General features: G+C 57.3%; 19 protein-coding genes. 9 read left to right on the forward strand and 10 right to left on the reverse strand.

Going from position 1 to position 16176, the window contains the following annotated elements:
* The first annotated feature begins 62 nt into the window (after positions 1–62).
* Entirely contained in the window at positions 63–440 is a 378-nt protein-coding gene (locus tag EKM86_RS01945; protein ID WP_125754834.1) for a DUF1304 family protein, read from the forward strand.
* 79 nt (positions 441–519) lie between these two features.
* On the opposite strand, the gene EKM86_RS01950 is transcribed toward EKM86_RS01945, so the two are convergent.
* Together EKM86_RS01950 and EKM86_RS01955 are read right to left on the reverse strand one after the other, a co-directional pair.
* On the reverse strand, positions 520–960 hold the full coding sequence (locus EKM86_RS01950) for an Rrf2 family transcriptional regulator (protein WP_125754835.1): 441 nt from the start codon (positions 958–960) through the stop codon (positions 520–522).
* A 40-nt stretch (positions 961–1000) separates the two neighbouring features.
* Complete coding sequence (locus tag EKM86_RS01955; RefSeq protein ID WP_125754836.1) at positions 1001–1846, reverse strand: NAD(P)H-binding protein; 846 nt, start codon at positions 1844–1846, stop codon at positions 1001–1003.
* Positions 1847–2055: 209 nt separating this feature from the next.
* Here EKM86_RS01955 and EKM86_RS01960 point away from each other — a divergent pair, with 209 nt between their 5' ends.
* The 5 genes from EKM86_RS01960 to EKM86_RS01980 all read left to right on the forward strand — a co-directional run bounded on the left by EKM86_RS01960 (position 2056) and on the right by EKM86_RS01980 (position 4687).
* Positions 2056–2328, forward strand: coding sequence for a type II toxin-antitoxin system RelB/DinJ family antitoxin (locus EKM86_RS01960; RefSeq protein ID WP_164506129.1), 273 nt, complete (start codon positions 2056–2058; stop codon positions 2326–2328).
* 3 nt (positions 2329–2331) lie between these two features.
* Positions 2332–2529, forward strand: a complete 198-nt coding sequence (locus tag EKM86_RS01965) for a hypothetical protein (RefSeq protein ID WP_125754838.1) — start codon at positions 2332–2334, stop codon at positions 2527–2529.
* 397 nt (positions 2530–2926) lie between these two features.
* The gene (gene yihA / locus EKM86_RS01970; protein WP_125754839.1) at positions 2927–3529 is read left to right on the forward strand and encodes a ribosome biogenesis GTP-binding protein YihA/YsxC; all 603 of its coding nucleotides are present in this window, start codon (positions 2927–2929) and stop codon (positions 3527–3529) included.
* Positions 3526–3816: a nucleoside triphosphate pyrophosphohydrolase family protein gene (locus EKM86_RS01975; protein ID WP_125754840.1), complete on the forward strand. Its 291-nt coding sequence runs from the start codon at positions 3526–3528 to the stop codon at positions 3814–3816. The genes yihA and EKM86_RS01975 overlap by 4 nt, the downstream gene beginning before the upstream one ends.
* Positions 3817–3913: 97 nt before the next feature.
* Positions 3914–4687, forward strand: a complete 774-nt coding sequence (locus EKM86_RS01980) for a sulfite exporter TauE/SafE family protein (RefSeq protein WP_125754841.1) — start codon at positions 3914–3916, stop codon at positions 4685–4687.
* A gap of 46 nt (positions 4688–4733) precedes the next feature.
* Here the strand turns inward: EKM86_RS01980 and EKM86_RS01985 are convergent, their stop codons facing one another.
* Together EKM86_RS01985 and EKM86_RS12300 are read right to left on the reverse strand one after the other, a co-directional pair.
* Positions 4734–5690, reverse strand: a complete 957-nt coding sequence (locus tag EKM86_RS01985; RefSeq protein ID WP_125754842.1) for an NAD(P)-dependent oxidoreductase — start codon at positions 5688–5690, stop codon at positions 4734–4736.
* Between the two features lie 103 nt (positions 5691–5793).
* Positions 5794–5946 (reverse strand): SPJ_0845 family protein, encoded by a 153-nt coding sequence (locus EKM86_RS12300; RefSeq protein ID WP_164506130.1) that lies wholly within the window; start codon positions 5944–5946, stop codon positions 5794–5796.
* A 160-nt stretch (positions 5947–6106) separates the two neighbouring features.
* Here EKM86_RS12300 and EKM86_RS01990 point away from each other — a divergent pair, with 160 nt between their 5' ends.
* Positions 6107–6856: an amino acid ABC transporter ATP-binding protein gene (locus EKM86_RS01990; RefSeq protein WP_125754843.1), complete on the forward strand. Its 750-nt coding sequence runs from the start codon at positions 6107–6109 to the stop codon at positions 6854–6856.
* Positions 6857–7098: 242 nt separating this feature from the next.
* On the opposite strand, the gene EKM86_RS01995 is transcribed toward EKM86_RS01990, so the two are convergent.
* From EKM86_RS01995 to EKM86_RS12305, 3 genes are all read right to left on the reverse strand, one after another.
* On the reverse strand, positions 7099–7950 hold the full coding sequence (locus EKM86_RS01995; RefSeq protein WP_125754844.1) for an aldo/keto reductase: 852 nt from the start codon (positions 7948–7950) through the stop codon (positions 7099–7101).
* Positions 7951–8186: 236 nt separating this feature from the next.
* Positions 8187–9422, reverse strand: a complete 1236-nt coding sequence (locus EKM86_RS02000) for an MDR family MFS transporter (protein WP_125754845.1) — start codon at positions 9420–9422, stop codon at positions 8187–8189.
* A 72-nt stretch (positions 9423–9494) separates the two neighbouring features.
* Positions 9495–9635, reverse strand: a complete 141-nt coding sequence (locus tag EKM86_RS12305; RefSeq protein ID WP_164506131.1) for a hypothetical protein — start codon at positions 9633–9635, stop codon at positions 9495–9497.
* A 487-nt stretch (positions 9636–10122) separates the two neighbouring features.
* Between EKM86_RS12305 and uvrC the strand changes: the two genes are divergently transcribed.
* The gene (gene uvrC, locus EKM86_RS02005; protein ID WP_125754846.1) at positions 10123–11910 is read left to right on the forward strand and encodes an excinuclease ABC subunit UvrC; all 1788 of its coding nucleotides are present in this window, start codon (positions 10123–10125) and stop codon (positions 11908–11910) included.
* A 179-nt stretch (positions 11911–12089) separates the two neighbouring features.
* On the opposite strand, the gene EKM86_RS02010 is transcribed toward uvrC, so the two are convergent.
* Positions 12090–12572 carry a DUF2798 domain-containing protein gene (locus tag EKM86_RS02010; protein ID WP_125754847.1) on the reverse strand — a complete coding sequence of 161 codons (483 nt, stop codon included), beginning with the start codon at positions 12570–12572 and terminating at the stop codon, positions 12090–12092.
* 309 nt (positions 12573–12881) lie between these two features.
* Between EKM86_RS02010 and EKM86_RS02015 the strand changes: the two genes are divergently transcribed.
* Positions 12882–13088 carry a hypothetical protein gene (locus EKM86_RS02015; RefSeq protein WP_125754848.1) on the forward strand — a complete coding sequence of 69 codons (207 nt, stop codon included), beginning with the start codon at positions 12882–12884 and terminating at the stop codon, positions 13086–13088.
* A 69-nt stretch (positions 13089–13157) separates the two neighbouring features.
* Here the strand turns inward: EKM86_RS02015 and EKM86_RS02020 are convergent, their stop codons facing one another.
* Positions 13158–14075, reverse strand: a complete 918-nt coding sequence (locus EKM86_RS02020; protein WP_125754849.1) for a quinone oxidoreductase family protein — start codon at positions 14073–14075, stop codon at positions 13158–13160.
* Positions 14076–14201: 126 nt separating this feature from the next.
* Complete coding sequence (locus EKM86_RS02025) at positions 14202–16175, reverse strand: PTS fructose transporter subunit IIABC (protein WP_125754850.1); 1974 nt, start codon at positions 16173–16175, stop codon at positions 14202–14204.
* Between the last annotated feature and the right edge of the window lies 1 nt (position 16176).

Here is a 16176-nt window from a genome sequence, read left to right on the forward strand (position 1 = left end):
GCGTGTCCGCAGCGGGGTGTCTCGTTGCGGGCATTTTTGATGATGAGGAGGCGTGACCGAAAATGATCATTTGGTGGTTAAAGGCGTTACTGGTGCTGATTGGGGTCGAGCATCTCGGCATCGCGGTGCTTGAAATGCGCGGCGCACCGGCCAAGCAGGCTAGCGTCTTTGGGATGCCGCTTGAGTTTGTCAAACAGCCGCACGCGCAAATCGCCCTGGCTAACCAAGGTGTTTACAACCTTATGCTGGGTGCGGCGATGCTGGCGAGTGCCTTCACCATCGCCGGGGCGGCCTTTGTGACCGTTGCGTTGATCCTGCTGGTCTTTCTGCTGGTGGTCGGCGTTTACGGTGGGGTGACCGTGACGCGCAAGATTTTCCTGGTGCAGGTGCTGCCGGCCGTGATTGGGCTGGCGCTGGTGCTGATTGCACTGATGGCCTAACGATTCGATCAAAGCGCCAAAAAAGGTCTCAAACCCGCTGTTGATAGTTCAACAGGTCGGGTTTGAGACCATTTTTTCGCTAGACCATCATGTTCCGGGCTTTGGCGCGGTCAACGATGCCGTCGATGATCTGCTGCACGCTGACCTCGGCCATTTTGGCTTCGGCTGCCTGCTGCACCTGATCGTAGACTTCATTAAGGGTGTCCTGAATGTTGCCGCCGATTGGGCACTGCGGATTGGTTTTCTCATCGACGTGCAGCAGGGGCGTGTCAGCCGCCACGACGCGGTAAACGTCGAGCAGGCTAATCTCGGCGGCCGGCCTGGCGAGCGCCGGCTGCACCATGCCGGGATGGCTGGTGAGCAGCCCGCCTTTGACCAGCATGGCCATCAGGCGCCGCACCACACTGGGGTTTGCCTCAATGCTGGCCGCAATGTTCTTGCTCGACAGGTCCCATCCGGCTCCGATTTGGACGTAGGCGAGGACGTGGACAGCGTCGCTTAATTTGTGGGAGTATTGCACTGCTTGTCACCTCAGTTTGCTTGGATCGGGTTGTTAGGCCTTATTTTAGCACTTCTTTAACGGCGTCAGAAAGTGGGGTGAGGGCGTGGCCAAGCACGTCCGGCAGGTCGGTGGTGGCTTCGTCCAGCACGCCTGCCTTGATCATCGCCATGCCGCCGGCAAAAATGCCGGTCAATTTGGCAGGGACACCGCTGGCCGCGAGCGCTGCCTGGTAGTCGGCGTCGTTCAGACTTTTGATCTCAAACTGGCCGCTGATGGCGTCGGCCAACTCGCGATAGGTGCGGGCTGGGCCGGCAAATTCGTAGACCGACTTGGTGTCCTCTGCTGCTAGCACATCGGCTGCGGCCTCTGCGTATTCTCGCTCAAGCGCCCAGCCGACCTTGCCTTCGCCGGCAGAATAGAGAAAGTCCTGACCAGCCGCGGCCGCCTTCAAGCGGGAGAGTTCGTTTTCTAGGTACCAGTTATTGCGCAGGAAGCTGTGCTTGATGCCGGCAGCCAGAATTGCCTGCTCGGTCGCGTGGTGATCACTCGCCAGCGCGGCAGTGGAAACGTCGGCCTTCGGAAAACTGGTGTAGGCAATGTAGCCCACGCCGGCGCGCTTGGCTGCCGCGACCACGTTCTGGTGCTGCTGGAGCCGCGGCACTGCGGCGCCGGGGATGGAGGAAACGAAGAGCAGCCGGTCGATGTCTTTCAGGGCTTCCGTCATCTGATCCGGGTCGGTGTAGTCGGCTTGGCGGACAGTCACGCCGGCAGGGACCACTAGCTTGGCCTTTTCGGTGTTGCGGGCCAACGCCACGATGCTGCTGGCGGGCACGAGTGCGGCGAGTTGTTTCAATGCGCGCTGGCCGAAGTGACCAGTGGCGCCGGTTACTGCATAAGTTGTCATATTAGAGGATCTCCTTAGTTGAATATTCTTTCCTGTGCAGGTTAATGTAACATGTTGTTTTAAAAAGCACAAGCCGATTTTTTTATGCCGGGCACCTTCAGCCGATCAAAGTTAAACTAATTTGAGTAATTAGGTCTCCTATTGGGCAGAATTCTGTACAATGGGCTTCCATTGGTAGTATCATGGTAGTACGAAAAGAGGGGAAACGTATGGCAGTTGAACAGAAGAAACGTTTGCAAATTAAACTGGATAAAGAACTTAGTGAAGAGGGCGCCGAGCTGTTTGATCGCCTGGGTATGACGCCGACTGCCGTGATTACAGCCATGTATAAGCGAGCAATCGCAGAAGGCGGAATTCCTTTTCCAATGACGCTCACGGAAGAGGAAAAGGACGAAATGGACTTAACCCGCTTGGTTTACGATTCATCTGCACCCTTGATTTCAGATCCTGAGGCAATCAACAAGTTCTTAGAAGAGGAGTAGACGATGGCTCCCTTGAAAAGTAACACCGTGGTCAGTGCGTTCGTGAGGTTCAAGAGTGCCACTGGTCAAAAGGGTAAGGCACGACCGGTGCTGATTTTTAAGCGGCCGGGCGAATATGCGATCGGGCTGAAGATTACCACTGCTTATGAGAACAAGCCCGATTATTTGAAGAAGGTCTTTTACGAGATTCAAGACTGGTAAGCCGCGGGTTTGCGGAAGAAGTCTTGGGTCGATACTGCTTTTCGAATCGATCTGCGTCAAATGGAAGTCACTCAGGTGATTGGTGCGCTGAAGCCCCGGGATGTTCGAGGATTAAAGGCGTTTTATCAAAAGCGTCAAAGTAGTCAGGGAATTGTTCGCCCCTCAAAATGATTATTCTCGAGCGCTCCCTGCTCAGATGGGCTTTCGTTTTAATTGCATCGGCTTTTCAGCAAGCATCCTCGATTTTCTTGAGGGTGTTTTGATTTGGGTAGTGAAGTCCTTTAAAAATCAAAAATTGGCTCACGGGTAAACGTCACCAAACCGTAACCGAGCCGATGAGCCCAAATCAGGAGCGTGTATGCTACACTTAAAAGCAGAGCGTTTCAGGAGGTAGCAAATGAAAGTCAACAATGTCAGCCTGACCATCAGTGCGGTCAGCGCGGCGCAGTACCCGGACACCGGGTATCCGGAGATCGTGTTTGTCGGCCGCAGCAACGTCGGCAAGTCGAGCCTAATCAACAAGCTGATCGACCGCAAAAGCATGGCGCGCACCAGTGCGGTGCCAGGCAAGACGCAGACCCTGAATTTTTACAACATTGAGGATCTGCTGTACTTCGTCGACGTGCCGGGCTATGGGTACGCGAAGGTGTCCAAGCGGGATCGCGAGCGCTTCGCCGGGATGATTGAGGAGTACCTGAGCACGCGCAAGCCGTTCCGCGGGGCGGTGCAGCTGGTCGACGCGCGCCACACGCCCAGCGAGGATGACGTGTCGATGTATCAGTACCTCAAGTACTTCAACGTCGATGTGCTGGTGGTCGGCACTAAGGTCGATAAGACGAGCAAAGCCAAGCGCCAAACGATCATGCGCGATATCAAGCGCACGCTGGACCTGAACCAAACGGACCAGCTGGTGATGTTCTCGGCGACGACGGGCGAGGGCAAGGACGCCGTGTGGGACTGGCTGGAAAAGCAAACGGGAATCGGAGGCAGTGAAAAATGAATTTGAATGAGTATCAGCAAAAGGCCAACAAGACGCTGGCCGGCAATGAGCACGTGTTGACCAACCTGACTTTGGGGCTGGCCTCGGATTCCGGGCTGGTGGTCGACCGCATCAAGCGCTACGCCTTTCAGGGCCAGGACCTCGAACCGGACAAGCTCAAAGACGAGCTGGGCGACGTGCTTTGGTACCTGTCACAAATCGCACTCTGGGCGGACATTCCGCTGGACGATGTCGCCAAGGCCAACTTGAAGACGCTGGCCAAGAAGTACCCGGAAGCCAAGCTTTAACACTGAACGGTCGAGGTTGCCTCGGCCTTTTTCATTCTCAGCAGAACCGCTGCGTTCGCGTTATACTGAAAATAGCAAAAAGAAATGAGGCCCCTTGATGAATGTTTTCTTGCTCACGATAATTCTGGTGCTAACCGGCCTGGGCGGTGGCTTGCTGTCGTCGATGGCCGGCATGGCCTCCCTGATCGTGTACCCGGTGCTGATTGCCCTGGGGGTGCCGCCGGTGTCAGCCAATGTCACCAACACCGCCGCGATGATTTTCACCGGCGTCGGCGCGGGGCTGTCTTCGGAAAAAGAGCTGCGGGCCAACCGCAACCTGATGTTTGCGGTCACGGGCTACGCGGTGGCCGGCGGGATCGTTGGGGCGCTCATCTTAGCGGTGGCGCCGAGTTCGACCTTTGAAAAAGTCGTGCCGTTTCTGATCGCCATCGCCGGGGGCTTGATGCTCTGGTCAGCCCGCGGCAGCATGCCGGCTGGTAGTGTTGGGCACACCGTTAAAGGCTGGCAGCTGATCGGGCGCAACGCCGTGGTGTTCCTGGTGGGCCTGTACATCGGGTACTTCGGGGCAGCGGCGGGAATCGTCATGCTGGCAGTGTTGTCCCTGACCCTGCCGGTGTCGTTTGCCGTTTCCAACGCTCTGAAAAACTTCGCCACGTTCCTGACCAACATCGTGTCGCTGGTGATTTACGCGTTCACGACCAAGGTTTACTGGCTGATGGTGCTGCCGCTGGGGATCGGCATGTTCGTTGGCGGCTTCATTGGACCGATGGTGGTGCGCCACGTCCCGCAACGCGCGATTCGCATTGCGGTCGGCATCGCCGCGTTTGGGCTGGCGGCGTACTTCTTTTACACCGCGTATCTTGCCAAATAAAAAATGACGCTGGGCGAGCTGCCTAGCGTCATTTGCGGCTTCTGCGTTAATTAACTGGGGTGATGGCTTCGCCGCGGCTGACTTTGATGACATTCTCGGCGCAAATCATCGCCATGGCGTCGCGCGCCTCGACCGTCGCGTTGCCAATGTGCGGCGTCAGGATGACGTTCTTCATGGTCTTCAGGCGCGGCTCGACTTGCGGCTCGTGTTCGTAAACGTCCAGCGCCGCGCCAGCGATGTCGCCTGCGGCCAAGGCGTCCGCCAAAGCCGCTTCATCGATGATCGGCCCGCGCGCCGCGTTGATCAGCAGTGCCGACTTTTTCATCGTCTTGAACGCCCCAGCGTTGAACTGGTGAAAATTCTCGGCGGTTTGCGGCGCGTGCAGGGTGATGACGTCGGCCTGCGCGATCAGCTGGTCAAAGGGGACGAAGGTCGCGCCCAGCGCCTGCTCGGTGGTCGCAGGGAGCTGGTGGCGCTGCGTGTACAGAATTTTCATGTCGAAAGCGGCGGCGCGCTTGGCCACCGCCTGGCCGATGTGGCCGGCGCCGACGATGCCCAAAGTTTTGCCGGCCAGCTCGTGGCCCAGGAAAAACAGGGGCTGCCAGCCGTCAAAGCCGGTGGCGCGCATCAGCTGGTCGCCTTCGACGATGCGATGCGACAGCGCCAGCATCAGCCCCAGCGTGACCTCGGCGACCGCGGTGGTCGAAACCGCCGGCGTGTTGGTGACGGGGATGTGGCGCGCGCTGGCGGCGGCCACGTCGATGTTGTTGAAGCCGGCGCCATAGTTGGCGATCAGTTTCAGATTGTGTGCCTGGTCGATGACGGCCTTGGTGACCTGAGTCGACAGGGTCGCAATCAGAAAATCGGCGTCGCGGGTGCTTGCTGCCAGCTCGGCTTCGCTGATCAGCCCGCGGCCTTGGTACTGATCCACAGCGAAACCTCCCTTGCTCAAGGCGTTTGCGGCCGCTTCGGGAATGCGGTCAGAGATGAATACTTTTGCCATGTGAGTCCCTCCATTCGCCTTGATTCTACCACGTCTTCGATTGTGGCCAACCATTTTGGCTTGGCGCGGCGAAAAAAAGACCGCCTTGCAGGCGATCTGAGTGTTACTTCTTGGCTTTATCCTTGGCCGCTTTGGCCTTATCGGCTTTTTCCTTGGCCTTGGGATCCGGGCCAGCCGCCTTGGCCGCTTCGGGAATGGTGGCGAACTTGTCGAACATTTCGCCCCAGTCGTTTTTGGTGTTTACTTTCAAGCCCATGCGCAGACACTCCCTTCGTTGCTGTTAGTATAGCATGTTTGCATCGGCTGAGAAAAAATGAATTTTTCTTCGTATATATATTGCATAAAAACTAATTAGCGTGTATAGTTGGTCTCAAGATATTAGTTCGGCGTCTCGCCGGCGAAGGGAAGTAGTCAATATGAGCGATTCACAGCCATTGATTCAAATCGATCATCTCGTGAAAAAGTTTGGGGACCAGGTCGTCTTGAATGATATTTCGGAAACCATCAACAAAGGCGACGTTATTGTCATCATCGGCGCGTCTGGCGGTGGCAAGTCGACGTTCCTGCGCAGCTTGAACCTGTTAAACAAGCCGACCAGCGGCTCGGTCAAGTTTGAGGGTACTGACCTGACGACGCTGAGTGAGAAAGATCTCGACAAGGTCCGCGAAAAGATGGGCATGGTGTTCCAGCAGTTCAACCTGTTCCCGAACATGACCGTGCTCGACAACATCAAGCTGGCGCCGATGAAGGTCAAGGCCGCAGACGACGCCGCGGCCACCCAAAAGGCTAAAGCCTTACTTGACCAGGTCGGCCTGGACGACAAGGCCGATGAGTTCCCAAGCAGCCTGTCTGGTGGGCAGATGCAGCGTGTCGCCATTGCGCGGGCGCTGGCCATGGAACCGGACGTCATGCTGTTTGACGAACCGACCTCGGCACTTGACCCAGAAATGGTCGGCGAAGTCCTGAAGGTTATGGAGGACTTGGCCAAGTCCGGCATGACCATGGTCATTGTCACGCATGAAATGGGCTTTGCCCGTCAGGTGGCCAACGAGGTCTGGTTCATGGACCAAGGCGTCATCGCCGAAAAGGGCAAACCGGAAGACATTTTCAGTCACCCGCAGGAAGACCGGACCAAAGAATTCCTGAGCAAAGTGCTGGCTCAGTAATTTTAGCCATAATCGGGCTAATGGCTGGCAACACTCGAACATCTAGCTACGCTGAGAGCTTTAGCGCAAGAGACTAGCGCCAAGGGCCCCAGGTAGGCTAGCTGTCGAGTTAAAAGCGCCATCCTTTCGCTCCTTGATTCAAAAATACTGCCCTGACCGGGGAGATTTCCCAACCGGCCAGGGCAGCTTTTTTGTACGACGGAAAACTCGCAATTTCCATTGCGTCATTGCGAGTGAGTGGCTTATTGTTGCTGACGGCCTAATTGATCTAAGGTGTCAAAGTCTGCTTGGCTTAATTCGATGTCTTGCGCGGCAATGTTGTCAACGACATGCTTGGTTGAGCTGGTGCCAGGAATCGGTAAGATCACATCAGAGCGCTTGAGCAGCCAAGCCAACGCGATTTGAGCTGGGCTGGCATTGTAACGCTTGGCGATGGCTTGTAATTGCTCGCCTTGCGCCAGTTTCCCGGTGGCCAACGGGAACCAAGGAATAAAGGCCAAGTGGTTGGCTTCGGCGTAGTTCAAGACGTCCTCATCTTTGCGGTCAATCAGGTTATAACGATTCTGAACCGAAACAATCGGGGCGATCTTCTGCGCGCCTTGAATTTCGGCAACCGATACTTGGCTCAGCCCGATGTGGCGGATTTTGCCTTCTTGTTGCATCTTGGCCAGTTCGCCGATTTGATCTGCCAGCGGGTAGTTGGGGTCGATGCGGTGCAGCTGCAGCAAGTCGATATGATCCAAACCCAACGTCATCAAGTTTAATTCAACTTGTTGGCGCAAGTAGGCTGGCGCACCAAGCGGGATCCATTGGTTAGGGCCTTGGCGAGTGAAGCCGACTTTGGTGGCGACCATCACTTGGCTGTTGGGACGCTGCTTGAGAGCTTCACGCAGATAAAGGTTGGCATACAGTGGCCCATAAGCATCGGCGGTGTCGATGAAATTCACGCCGTGGTCAATGGCGGTTTCAATCACGGCAACGGCGTTGTCAGGGTCAACAGAAGGCCCCCAGACGCCTTTGCCTGGCAATTGCATCGTGCCATAGCCGAGCCGGTTGACAGTTAATGTTTGATCGAAACTAAATGTTTTTTGCATCGTGTAGATTCCCTTCTTTGGTGATGATTGAACGAGTTTTAGTATGCGCGTTCACAAACAAAGATACAAACGAATAGTAAGTGCATTGTGCCTTGCGTGACACTGCTGAGGTCAGCGCAAACGCTCAGCGATTTCTTTCCTTTGGCATCGGGCACGCGGCGCTCAACCGAGTCAACAAGATCACATGATGGCTGCGTTCAAAAAAACCGCGGCGCTGATCAGCCGCGGATCTGTCACTATTCAATTGGCGGTGTGGGCCGCGTTGGCTTCATGCCGATGACGTGCACGACTACGACGATGGAGAGAATGCCCAGCACCATGAACAGCGCGGCCATGCCATAGCTGCCCAGGAAGGCTGAGATGGTGACCGAGGCGCCGGCGAGGATGCTGGCCAGCGGATTCACCGTCGAAAAAGCGCCGGAGTAGGTGCCAATTTTTTCCGGGTCCATCAGGTCCGCCCGCAGCGTCTGGCTCGGCGGGACAACGATCATTTCGCCGATGGTCAAGATCACGGCGCAAATGACGATCGGCCATAGGGTCGAGAACAAGCAGGCCAGGGCGAAGCCAATCGTTTGCAGCAGCATGCCCACGCTGTACGCGCGTTTCAGCGACCACCGCTTCGTCAGGCTCGTGAACAGCGACATGAACGGAATAATGATGGCGGTGTTGATCAACGTCACCCCAGACAGCATGCGCTGCCCGTAAATCTCAATGCCAAACAACCGCACCGTTTGAAAATCGTCCCCAAGGTGGACTGCCAGGTAGTAGCCGAGCTGGCTCGTCACGATGCCTGACAGGACCATGCCGATCAGGTACCAGTCGTAGCGGTGGTCGGACAACACCCCGAGATAGCCGCGCACCGCCTGCCAGACAGAGCCTGAGACCGCGTGGTCCGGCGTGAAGCTTTCCGTCATGAAGAACTGAATGATGATCAGGTTGATGATGGTGACGACAATCATCCCGACCAGCAGTTCAAATAGGTAATCGCGGAAGAACCAGCCCCCCAGCGCCGCGCCGATCATGACGGAAATGTTGATGATCCAGTAAATCAGCGCGTACACGTAGCGCCGATTCTTGGGCGTTGAGACGTCGATGACCATGGCTTCTTCGGCCGGGCTGGTGATGGCGCCGCCGACTTGAGCGATCAGGAAACCAAAGAAGGTCGGAATCGGGTAGCGGCCCAGCGGGGAGTTCATGGCGGCCGCGATGGCAAAGCCGAGCAGCGTCAGCAGGGAGCCGGCGACCATGATCGGCTTGCGTCCGTGCACGTCCGCGAGGTGGCCGCCGTACAGGCCGGCGACAAACCCCAGCGCGGACACGACGATGAGCAGGACGCCAGTGATGCCGGCGCCGAAGTACTTGGCGTAGTAAATTGTCATGTTCGGCCCGACCGAGCTCGACAGCATGACCGCCAGGAACACCGTCAGCATGCGCAGTTTTAAGTTGTTATTCAGTGCCATAAATTCTTTCATTTTTTCCTCCGCCCAAACCTTACCAGTATACAAACCGCCGCGGCAAAAGAAAAGACCGCAGGGGCGGTCTGGTTAATACTTGCTGGTGATCTTAATGCCAGGGTGGTCGTGGGCCAAATCTTGGCGCAGTGCCCCTTGCTGCTCAACGCGGGAAGTGCGGGCCAATTTCAGAGCGACTTCCTTGCGGGAACGCTTCTTGTTGTGCTTGGGCATTTATCTCATTCCTTGCTAAAAGTTAGTGAACCCAGTATAGCACGGCCGGCGGTAGGACGCCAGCCAAGGCTAAGCTCAGACTCATCGATAGTTGGCAACTATCAGTGTCACATGATATAATCAAGTCATCAAGAATTTCTATTCCACTTGGGACACGAGTGCCGCTTCCTTATGCAGAAGGAAGCGGCACTTTTTTCGCCGATTCAGGTGCAAACCGACGCGTGGGTCAGATGGCACTAGCGATTATACTCATTTACAATCATCCAACCAATGACCGAAAAGCTCAGTGGCTACGCTCACGACCAAGGGCGCAATGAGTATTTCAAGAAATTCTTTCACCTGGGACACCCCCTCTCGGAGGCTAGTTGCCAACTTATCATTACGCTGGTGCCACGCTTTTCCCTCAATCGGTGGCGCCCGGCTGACTTGTATTCTGTCAGTGACAAATTTACAATAGAACGGCAAACATATGAAAGGAGGCGAGTGCATGGCATCGGCACACATCGAACACAAACTGGCGTTGCTGCCGGATCTGCCCGGTAGTTACCAGATGAAGGACATCAACGGCAAGATCATCTACGTCGGCAAGGCAAAAAACCTGAAGAACCGCGTGCGCTCGTACTTCAAGAGCAGCCATGAGGGCAAGGTCGCCAAGATGGTCTCCGAAGTCGCGGACTTTGACTACATTGTCACGTCCAGCGACAAGGAGGCCTTCCTGCTTGAAATCACACTGATCCAGAAGTGGCAGCCGTTTTACAACATCAAGCTGAAAAAAGGCACCGGCTACCCGTACATCAAGATCACCAACGAGCGCGACCCGAAAATCGAGCTGACCGGTGACGTCAAAAAGGACGGCGCCTACTACTTCGGGCCTTACCCGAATGTCTACGCCGCGCAGGAGACCATTCATTTTCTCGAAAAGGTCTACCCGCTGCGCCGGTGCAATGGCTACCAAGGCCGCCCGTGCCTGTATTACCACATGGGCCAGTGCCTCGGCGCGTGCTGGCGGACGGTACCGAAGGAAGAGTACGACAAGCAGATCACCAAGATCCGCAGTTTTCTGGACGGCAACACCGGCCGGGTCAAGCAGGAGCTGACCCACAAAATGCAAGAGGCGGCCAAGAACCTCGAGTTCGAGCGCGCAGCCGAGCTGCGCGATCAGCTGCATTACATCGAGGCGACGGTCGAAAAGCAGAAGATCATTTCGAACGACAAGACCCAGCGCGACGTGTTCAACTTTTACATGGATAAGGGCTGGATGTCGGTCCAAATTTTCTTCATTCGCCAGGCGCGCCTGATGAAGCGCGAGTCGCGGCTGTTCGCCATCACCACGACGGCGAATGAGGAATTTGAAACCTTCATCATGCAGTTTTACAATCGTAAGAACAACGTGCTGCCCAAGGAGATCCTGGTGCCGGCCGGGCTCGACAACGATGTCCTGGCCCAGGTGCTGGGCGTGCCGGTTCGCACCCCGCAGCGCGGCGAAAAGCGTTCGCTGATGGACCTGGCCAAGAAGAACGCCAAAATCAAGTTGGACGAGAAGTTCCGGCTGCTTGAGCTCGACAACCGCACCACGGTCGGCGCTCAGGAGGAGATTTTCAAGGCGCTGGGCCTGAAGTACGGCCATGTCATCGAGGCGTTCGACCACAGCCACATTCAGGGGACCAATCCGGTGTCGGCGATGGTGCAGTTCGTCGACGGCCGCGCCGAAAAAAGCAACTACCGCAAATACAAACTCGCGGAGGCGGAAGGTAACCACAGCGCCGATGAAGAGGCGAACACGCGTGAGGTGATTCGCCGCCGCTACACCCGGCTGCTCAAGGAGCACGCGTCAATGCCGGACCTGATCTTGATGGACGGCGGCGAGCTGGAAATGAACGCCGTCAAGGATGTGCTGGAAAACGAGCTGAGCCTGAACATTCCGGTCGCCGGCATGGTCAAAAACGACAAGCACCGCACTGCCCGCCTGCTGTACGGCGACCTGGACCAGCCCATCGACCTGGACCCGCACTCGCAGGGCTTTTACCTGCTGACGCGGATCCAAGACGAGGTGCATCGCTTTGCCATCACGTTCCACCGGCAGCTGCGCAACAAGAACTCGCTGGCGTCCAAGCTGGAAATGATCCAAGGTGTGGGGCCCAAGACCCGCACCAAGCTGCTCCGCCAGTTCAAGACGATTAATCACATTAAAGAAGCCAGTGTCGAGGACATTCAAAAGCTCGGCATCAGCAAAAGTGTGGCCCAGGCAATTAAGGTCTCGCTACAGGCTCAGTGAGCCGCCCAGAAGAGGGCGGCTTTTTTTCGTGGGACTGTTCACAATACTGCAGGATAATATAAATCCGCAGGTATGGGTGAGTGAGTTTCAGGTGAAAGAAAAACAAGCCCACGCCGGATCGATTTCCAGCGTGGGCTTGTCGTATTGCTTAATTTTTCGGGGACTTGTTTCGGTAAAGGCTAGTCTGGATCGACGACCGGACCGCGATTTTGGAACGCGCTTAAAGCGGTTCGGGCGATTGGGCCGACGATCAGCAGCTGCAGTGGCAGCGCCATGAACAGGTTGAAAATCCAGGTGTGCAGATAGGTGAGGACAAGGTTGCCCCCAAAGTTGGCGGTGACGATCATGCCGAACGCGGACATCAGGCTGACCATGCCGGCAACCATCAGGACGGAAATCCAGATGCCGATGATTGCGGGCTTTTCTTCCATTTCGGGCTTGAAGATACGGCTGAAGAAAATTTTCTTCGCGATGGGGCCGACCAGCCCCAGGTCCAGGATCAACGCCACGCCAAGCGCGACTGGGTAACCCTTGAGCACCTCGAGCACGTAACCGGCAGTGAAGCCATCGCTCATGGCGACGTTATAACCCGCCATGACGAAAACCATTAAACCGGCCATGATGAGACTGAAAAATACTTCTTCTTTAAAATTCTTAGGCACAGATAAAACTCCTTGGCTGTCAGCATAAAATTTTTGGAGGTAGAGTCAGCGCACACGCCTATACGGAACCAATTGACATCGTTGTCGCCGGCAGCAGAGTTTAACCATACCAGAATTTTTCACTGGGTGTAAGAACTATTTTCAGAAAATATAGTTTGGCTGTTGCCGCTGGTCGGTTTGCTTCGGCCCCATGCCGGCCGATCAAGGCCGCTTTTTTTCCGGCTCTGGGCTTCCTTTTTGGCTTGTAAGCGCGTATCATAATGGCAAGATGGTTAGAGAACGATTAGGCCATAAGGGGAAGATGATATTATGATGAGTGCAGGGTTTGGCCTGAAGGGGCAGTACCAGACGCGTCAAGACGCGCATCCAGCCAGCAACGCCACCCGGGAGCGCAACGCCGAGTTGCACGCGCGGGCATTTGACCGCGTGTCCCAAGCAGTGGGCGGTGGCAAGGTCGCACTTGGGGCTTTGGCAATTGCCGTGGTGCTCATGGGCGCCATGAGCGCGACGCTTTAACAATTGAAAGAGGCAGAAATGCGAAGACCCACCCGCTGAATGCAGCCGGGTGGGTCATTTTAGTGTGCGCTAGTCATCGGCGGTGGAAACCACGATGCGGCCTTCGTGCGGGCTCGGCAGCAGGTCATGGGCCGCGGCAAAGCCGGCCGGCGTGAACGGAAAAAGCGTGCCGATCGGCAGTTTGAGCAGGCCGTCTGCGAACAGCGGCACGAGCTCGGTCAAAATGTCGTGGTCATTCGGGACGGCCAGCGGGTGGATGTGCGTGAACTGCACCGGCTTGTCGCTGTAGGGCTCGCGGTGGGCGACGCTGATGATCTGGCCGCCGGGGCGCACCATTGCCACATCGTCCTGGCCGTTGATGCCGTTCAAGGCGACGTTGAAGACAATGTCGGCGCGCCCGTCCAGCGCCTCGACGTGGTTTTCCGTGTCGTAGGCGAAAAACTCGTCAGCGCCGGCGGTCAGGACCTGGTTGCGGTGGGTGTCGGCGGCGATGCCGATGACGTGCACGCCTCGAGCCTTGGCCAACTGCACCACCAGCAGGCCCACGCCGCCGCTGGCCCCTTTGATCACCACGGTGTGGCCGGGCTGCAGAGTCGTGAACACGGCCACCGCGCGGTACGCCGTGATGCCCGGGGTGATCATTGCGGCGGCCTGCTCGAAGGTCAACGTCTTAGGCAGCACCACTACGTCCCGGGCCTTGGCTCGGACTTGGGTCGCATCGCCTTGGGTCGTGCGCACCAGGACGCGCTCGCCCAGGGTCAGATCGGTCACGCTGCGGCCCAGCGTGGTGATGGTGCCGGCCACGTCGCTGCCCAGCACGTTGAACTGGCCGGGGATGGTGCCGCGACGGGCCATGCGCTCGCGGTTGTTCAGTCCGACCGCCTGAACTGCGATGATCACCTCATCGGCGGCCGGGGCCAGGTCGGGCAGGGTGCGGGCCGAAAGCACCGTGGCGCCGTGCTTGAGTTCAAAGCCAAAAGCTTGCATCAGGATCAGCCTCCTTTTTCAGATGGCTTCAGTTTAGGGCCTGACCCATGCCGCGCCAAGTAAAACGACTTGGCTAAAAAACGCCCTCACCGGCGAGCCGGCAAGGGCGAGAGGAAATGCTTTTAGTTAGGCGTTCTCTTTGGCTTTTGGCCGCCAGAATCCAAGAATCAAGGACGCGATGGCGGTGCCGACCAGAAGTGACACGATAAACCCGAGTTTCTGGTTAGTCAGAGCCAACGCCACGATGCCGCCGTGAGGGGCGGGGACGTTGACGTGGAACAGCTGGGTCAAGCCGCCGGCGATGGCGGAGCCGATGACGCTGCTACCGATGACGTGAAGCGGGTCAGTGGCGGCAAATGGGATCGCGCCTTCAGTGATGAAGGTCAGGCCCAGCACGTAGTTAGACATCGCAGAGTCGTGCTCAGTCTTGGTGAACTTGCCAGGGAAGAAGGTCGCGGCGATGGCAATGGCCAACGGCGGGATCATCCCCCCGATCATGACGGCGGCCATCCAGCGGCCGTCCTTGAAGCCGGACGCCTGGTAAACGCCGATGGCAAAGGTGTAAGCCGCCTTGTTGAAGGGGCCGCCCATGTCGATGCTCATCATGCCAGCGAGGATCACGCCGACGATGACGGCGTTGCCGGTACCCATGCCTTCAAGCCAGTTGATCAAGGCGCCATTCAGGAAGGCGAAGATCGGGTTGACGATGAAGAACATGATCAGGCCGATCAAGGCAAGTCCGATGACTGGGTAGAACAAAATGGTCTTCAGGCCGTCCAGCGAATGGGGCATGCCGGCGAAGAGCTTCTTCAGGCCGACGATCATCCAGCCGGCGATGAAGCCGGCAGCCAGACCGCCGATGAAGCCAGCCGCGTTTTGGGCGTGGACGACGGAGGCCGCGGCGACGGTGGCCATGTAGCCGCCGACAAACCCTGGCATCAACGCCGGCCGGTCACCGATCGACACCGCAATGTACGCGGCCAGGACCGGGACCAGGAAGGAAAACGCGTAGTTCCCCAAGTTGTTGGTGAAGGTGAACCACTGGGACTTGGCGCCGAAGGCATTTTCAAAAATGAAGGACAGCGCCATGATGATCCCACCGCCGACGACAAACGGCAGCATGTTTGACACACCGTTCATGAGGTCAGCGTAGATGCGGCTCCACAGGGTCTTCTTTTCCTCGGTATCCTCGGCGGCGGCCGAAGTGTGGCCACCGGCGGCGTGGAAGACGGGGCCTTTTTCGTCCAGGGTGTCCTGGATCAGTTCGTCCGGCTTCTTGATGCCGTCGATGACCGGGCGGTTGATCAGGTGCTTGCCGTCAAAGCGCGGCATGTCGACCTTTTTGTCCGCCGCGATGATGACGCCGACCGCGGCGTCGATGTCGGCAGCGGTCAGCTTGTGCTTGACGCCTTCCGAGCCGTTGGTTTCGACCTTGATGTCGACGCCCATTTTCTCGGCCTGTTCCTTAAGGGCGGCTTCGGCCATGTAGGTGTGCGCAATGCCGGTTGGGCAGGCGGTGACGGCGACCACGAACGGCTTCTTGCCATCGGCTGAGGCCGCGCTGATGCTGGCGGCGGCAGCGGCCTCTCGCGCGGCGTCCTGCTGGGCGGCCTTGGCCTCGTCGGCCTTGTCCTTGGCGTCTTTAGCTTCCTGCGCGTCACCGAACAGCTGGAGCACCTCGTCTGGGGTTTTGGCCTTCTTCAAGGCCGCAACGAGATCAGGGTTGATCAGCAGGGACGACAGGGCAGCCAGGGCCTGCAGGTGGGTGTTATTGGCGCCTTCGGGAGCGGCGATCATGAAGAACAGGTGAACTGGCTGGCCGTCCAAGGCGTGGTACTCGATGCCGGCCTCACTTTTGGCAAACAGGACGGTGGCGCGCTTGACGGCCTTGTCCTTGGCGTGAGGCATCGCGATGCCGTCGCCGATGCCGGTGGTGGACTCGGCCTCGCGCTTGAGGATGTCTTCCTTGTACAGCTGGTCGTCATCGATAATGCCTTCCGCCTTGTACTTGGCGACCATTTCATCGATGGCGCCGCGCTGATCGGTGGCCTTCAGGTCCATGATCATGACGTTTTTGAGCAATAAGTCACGAATATCCATG

The sequence above is a fragment of the Lacticaseibacillus hegangensis genome (genome assembly GCF_003946465.1).
Taxonomy (GTDB): Bacteria; Bacillota; Bacilli; order Lactobacillales; family Lactobacillaceae; genus Lacticaseibacillus; species Lacticaseibacillus hegangensis.

Excerpts from the sequence above, each read along its gene's own strand:
- EKM86_RS01945 (WP_125754834.1), top strand. The coding sequence starts at position 63 with ATGATCATTTGGTGGTTAAAGGCGTTACTGGTGCTGATTGGGGTCGAG.
- EKM86_RS01955 (WP_125754836.1), bottom strand. The coding sequence starts at position 1,846 with ATGACAACTTATGCAGTAACCGGCGCCACTGGTCACTTCGGCCAGCGC.
- EKM86_RS01960 (WP_164506129.1), top strand. The coding sequence starts at position 2,056 with ATGGCAGTTGAACAGAAGAAACGTTTGCAAATTAAACTGGATAAAGAA.
- EKM86_RS01965 (WP_125754838.1), top strand. The coding sequence starts at position 2,332 with ATGGCTCCCTTGAAAAGTAACACCGTGGTCAGTGCGTTCGTGAGGTTC.
- yihA (WP_125754839.1), top strand. The coding sequence starts at position 2,927 with ATGAAAGTCAACAATGTCAGCCTGACCATCAGTGCGGTCAGCGCGGCG.
- EKM86_RS01975 (WP_125754840.1), top strand. The coding sequence starts at position 3,526 with ATGAATTTGAATGAGTATCAGCAAAAGGCCAACAAGACGCTGGCCGGC.
- EKM86_RS01980 (WP_125754841.1), top strand. The coding sequence starts at position 3,914 with ATGAATGTTTTCTTGCTCACGATAATTCTGGTGCTAACCGGCCTGGGC.
- EKM86_RS01985 (WP_125754842.1), bottom strand. The coding sequence starts at position 5,690 with ATGGCAAAAGTATTCATCTCTGACCGCATTCCCGAAGCGGCCGCAAAC.
- EKM86_RS12300 (WP_164506130.1), bottom strand. The coding sequence starts at position 5,946 with ATGGGCTTGAAAGTAAACACCAAAAACGACTGGGGCGAAATGTTCGAC.
- EKM86_RS01990 (WP_125754843.1), top strand. The coding sequence starts at position 6,107 with ATGAGCGATTCACAGCCATTGATTCAAATCGATCATCTCGTGAAAAAG.
- EKM86_RS01995 (WP_125754844.1), bottom strand. The coding sequence starts at position 7,950 with ATGCAAAAAACATTTAGTTTCGATCAAACATTAACTGTCAACCGGCTC.
- EKM86_RS02000 (WP_125754845.1), bottom strand. The coding sequence starts at position 9,422 with ATGAAAGAATTTATGGCACTGAATAACAACTTAAAACTGCGCATGCTG.
- EKM86_RS12305 (WP_164506131.1), bottom strand. The coding sequence starts at position 9,635 with ATGCCCAAGCACAACAAGAAGCGTTCCCGCAAGGAAGTCGCTCTGAAA.
- uvrC (WP_125754846.1), top strand. The coding sequence starts at position 10,123 with ATGGCATCGGCACACATCGAACACAAACTGGCGTTGCTGCCGGATCTG.
- EKM86_RS02015 (WP_125754848.1), top strand. The coding sequence starts at position 12,882 with ATGATGAGTGCAGGGTTTGGCCTGAAGGGGCAGTACCAGACGCGTCAA.
- EKM86_RS02020 (WP_125754849.1), bottom strand. The coding sequence starts at position 14,075 with ATGCAAGCTTTTGGCTTTGAACTCAAGCACGGCGCCACGGTGCTTTCG.
- EKM86_RS02025 (WP_125754850.1), bottom strand. The coding sequence starts at position 16,175 with ATGGATATTCGTGACTTATTGCTCAAAAACGTCATGATCATGGACCTG.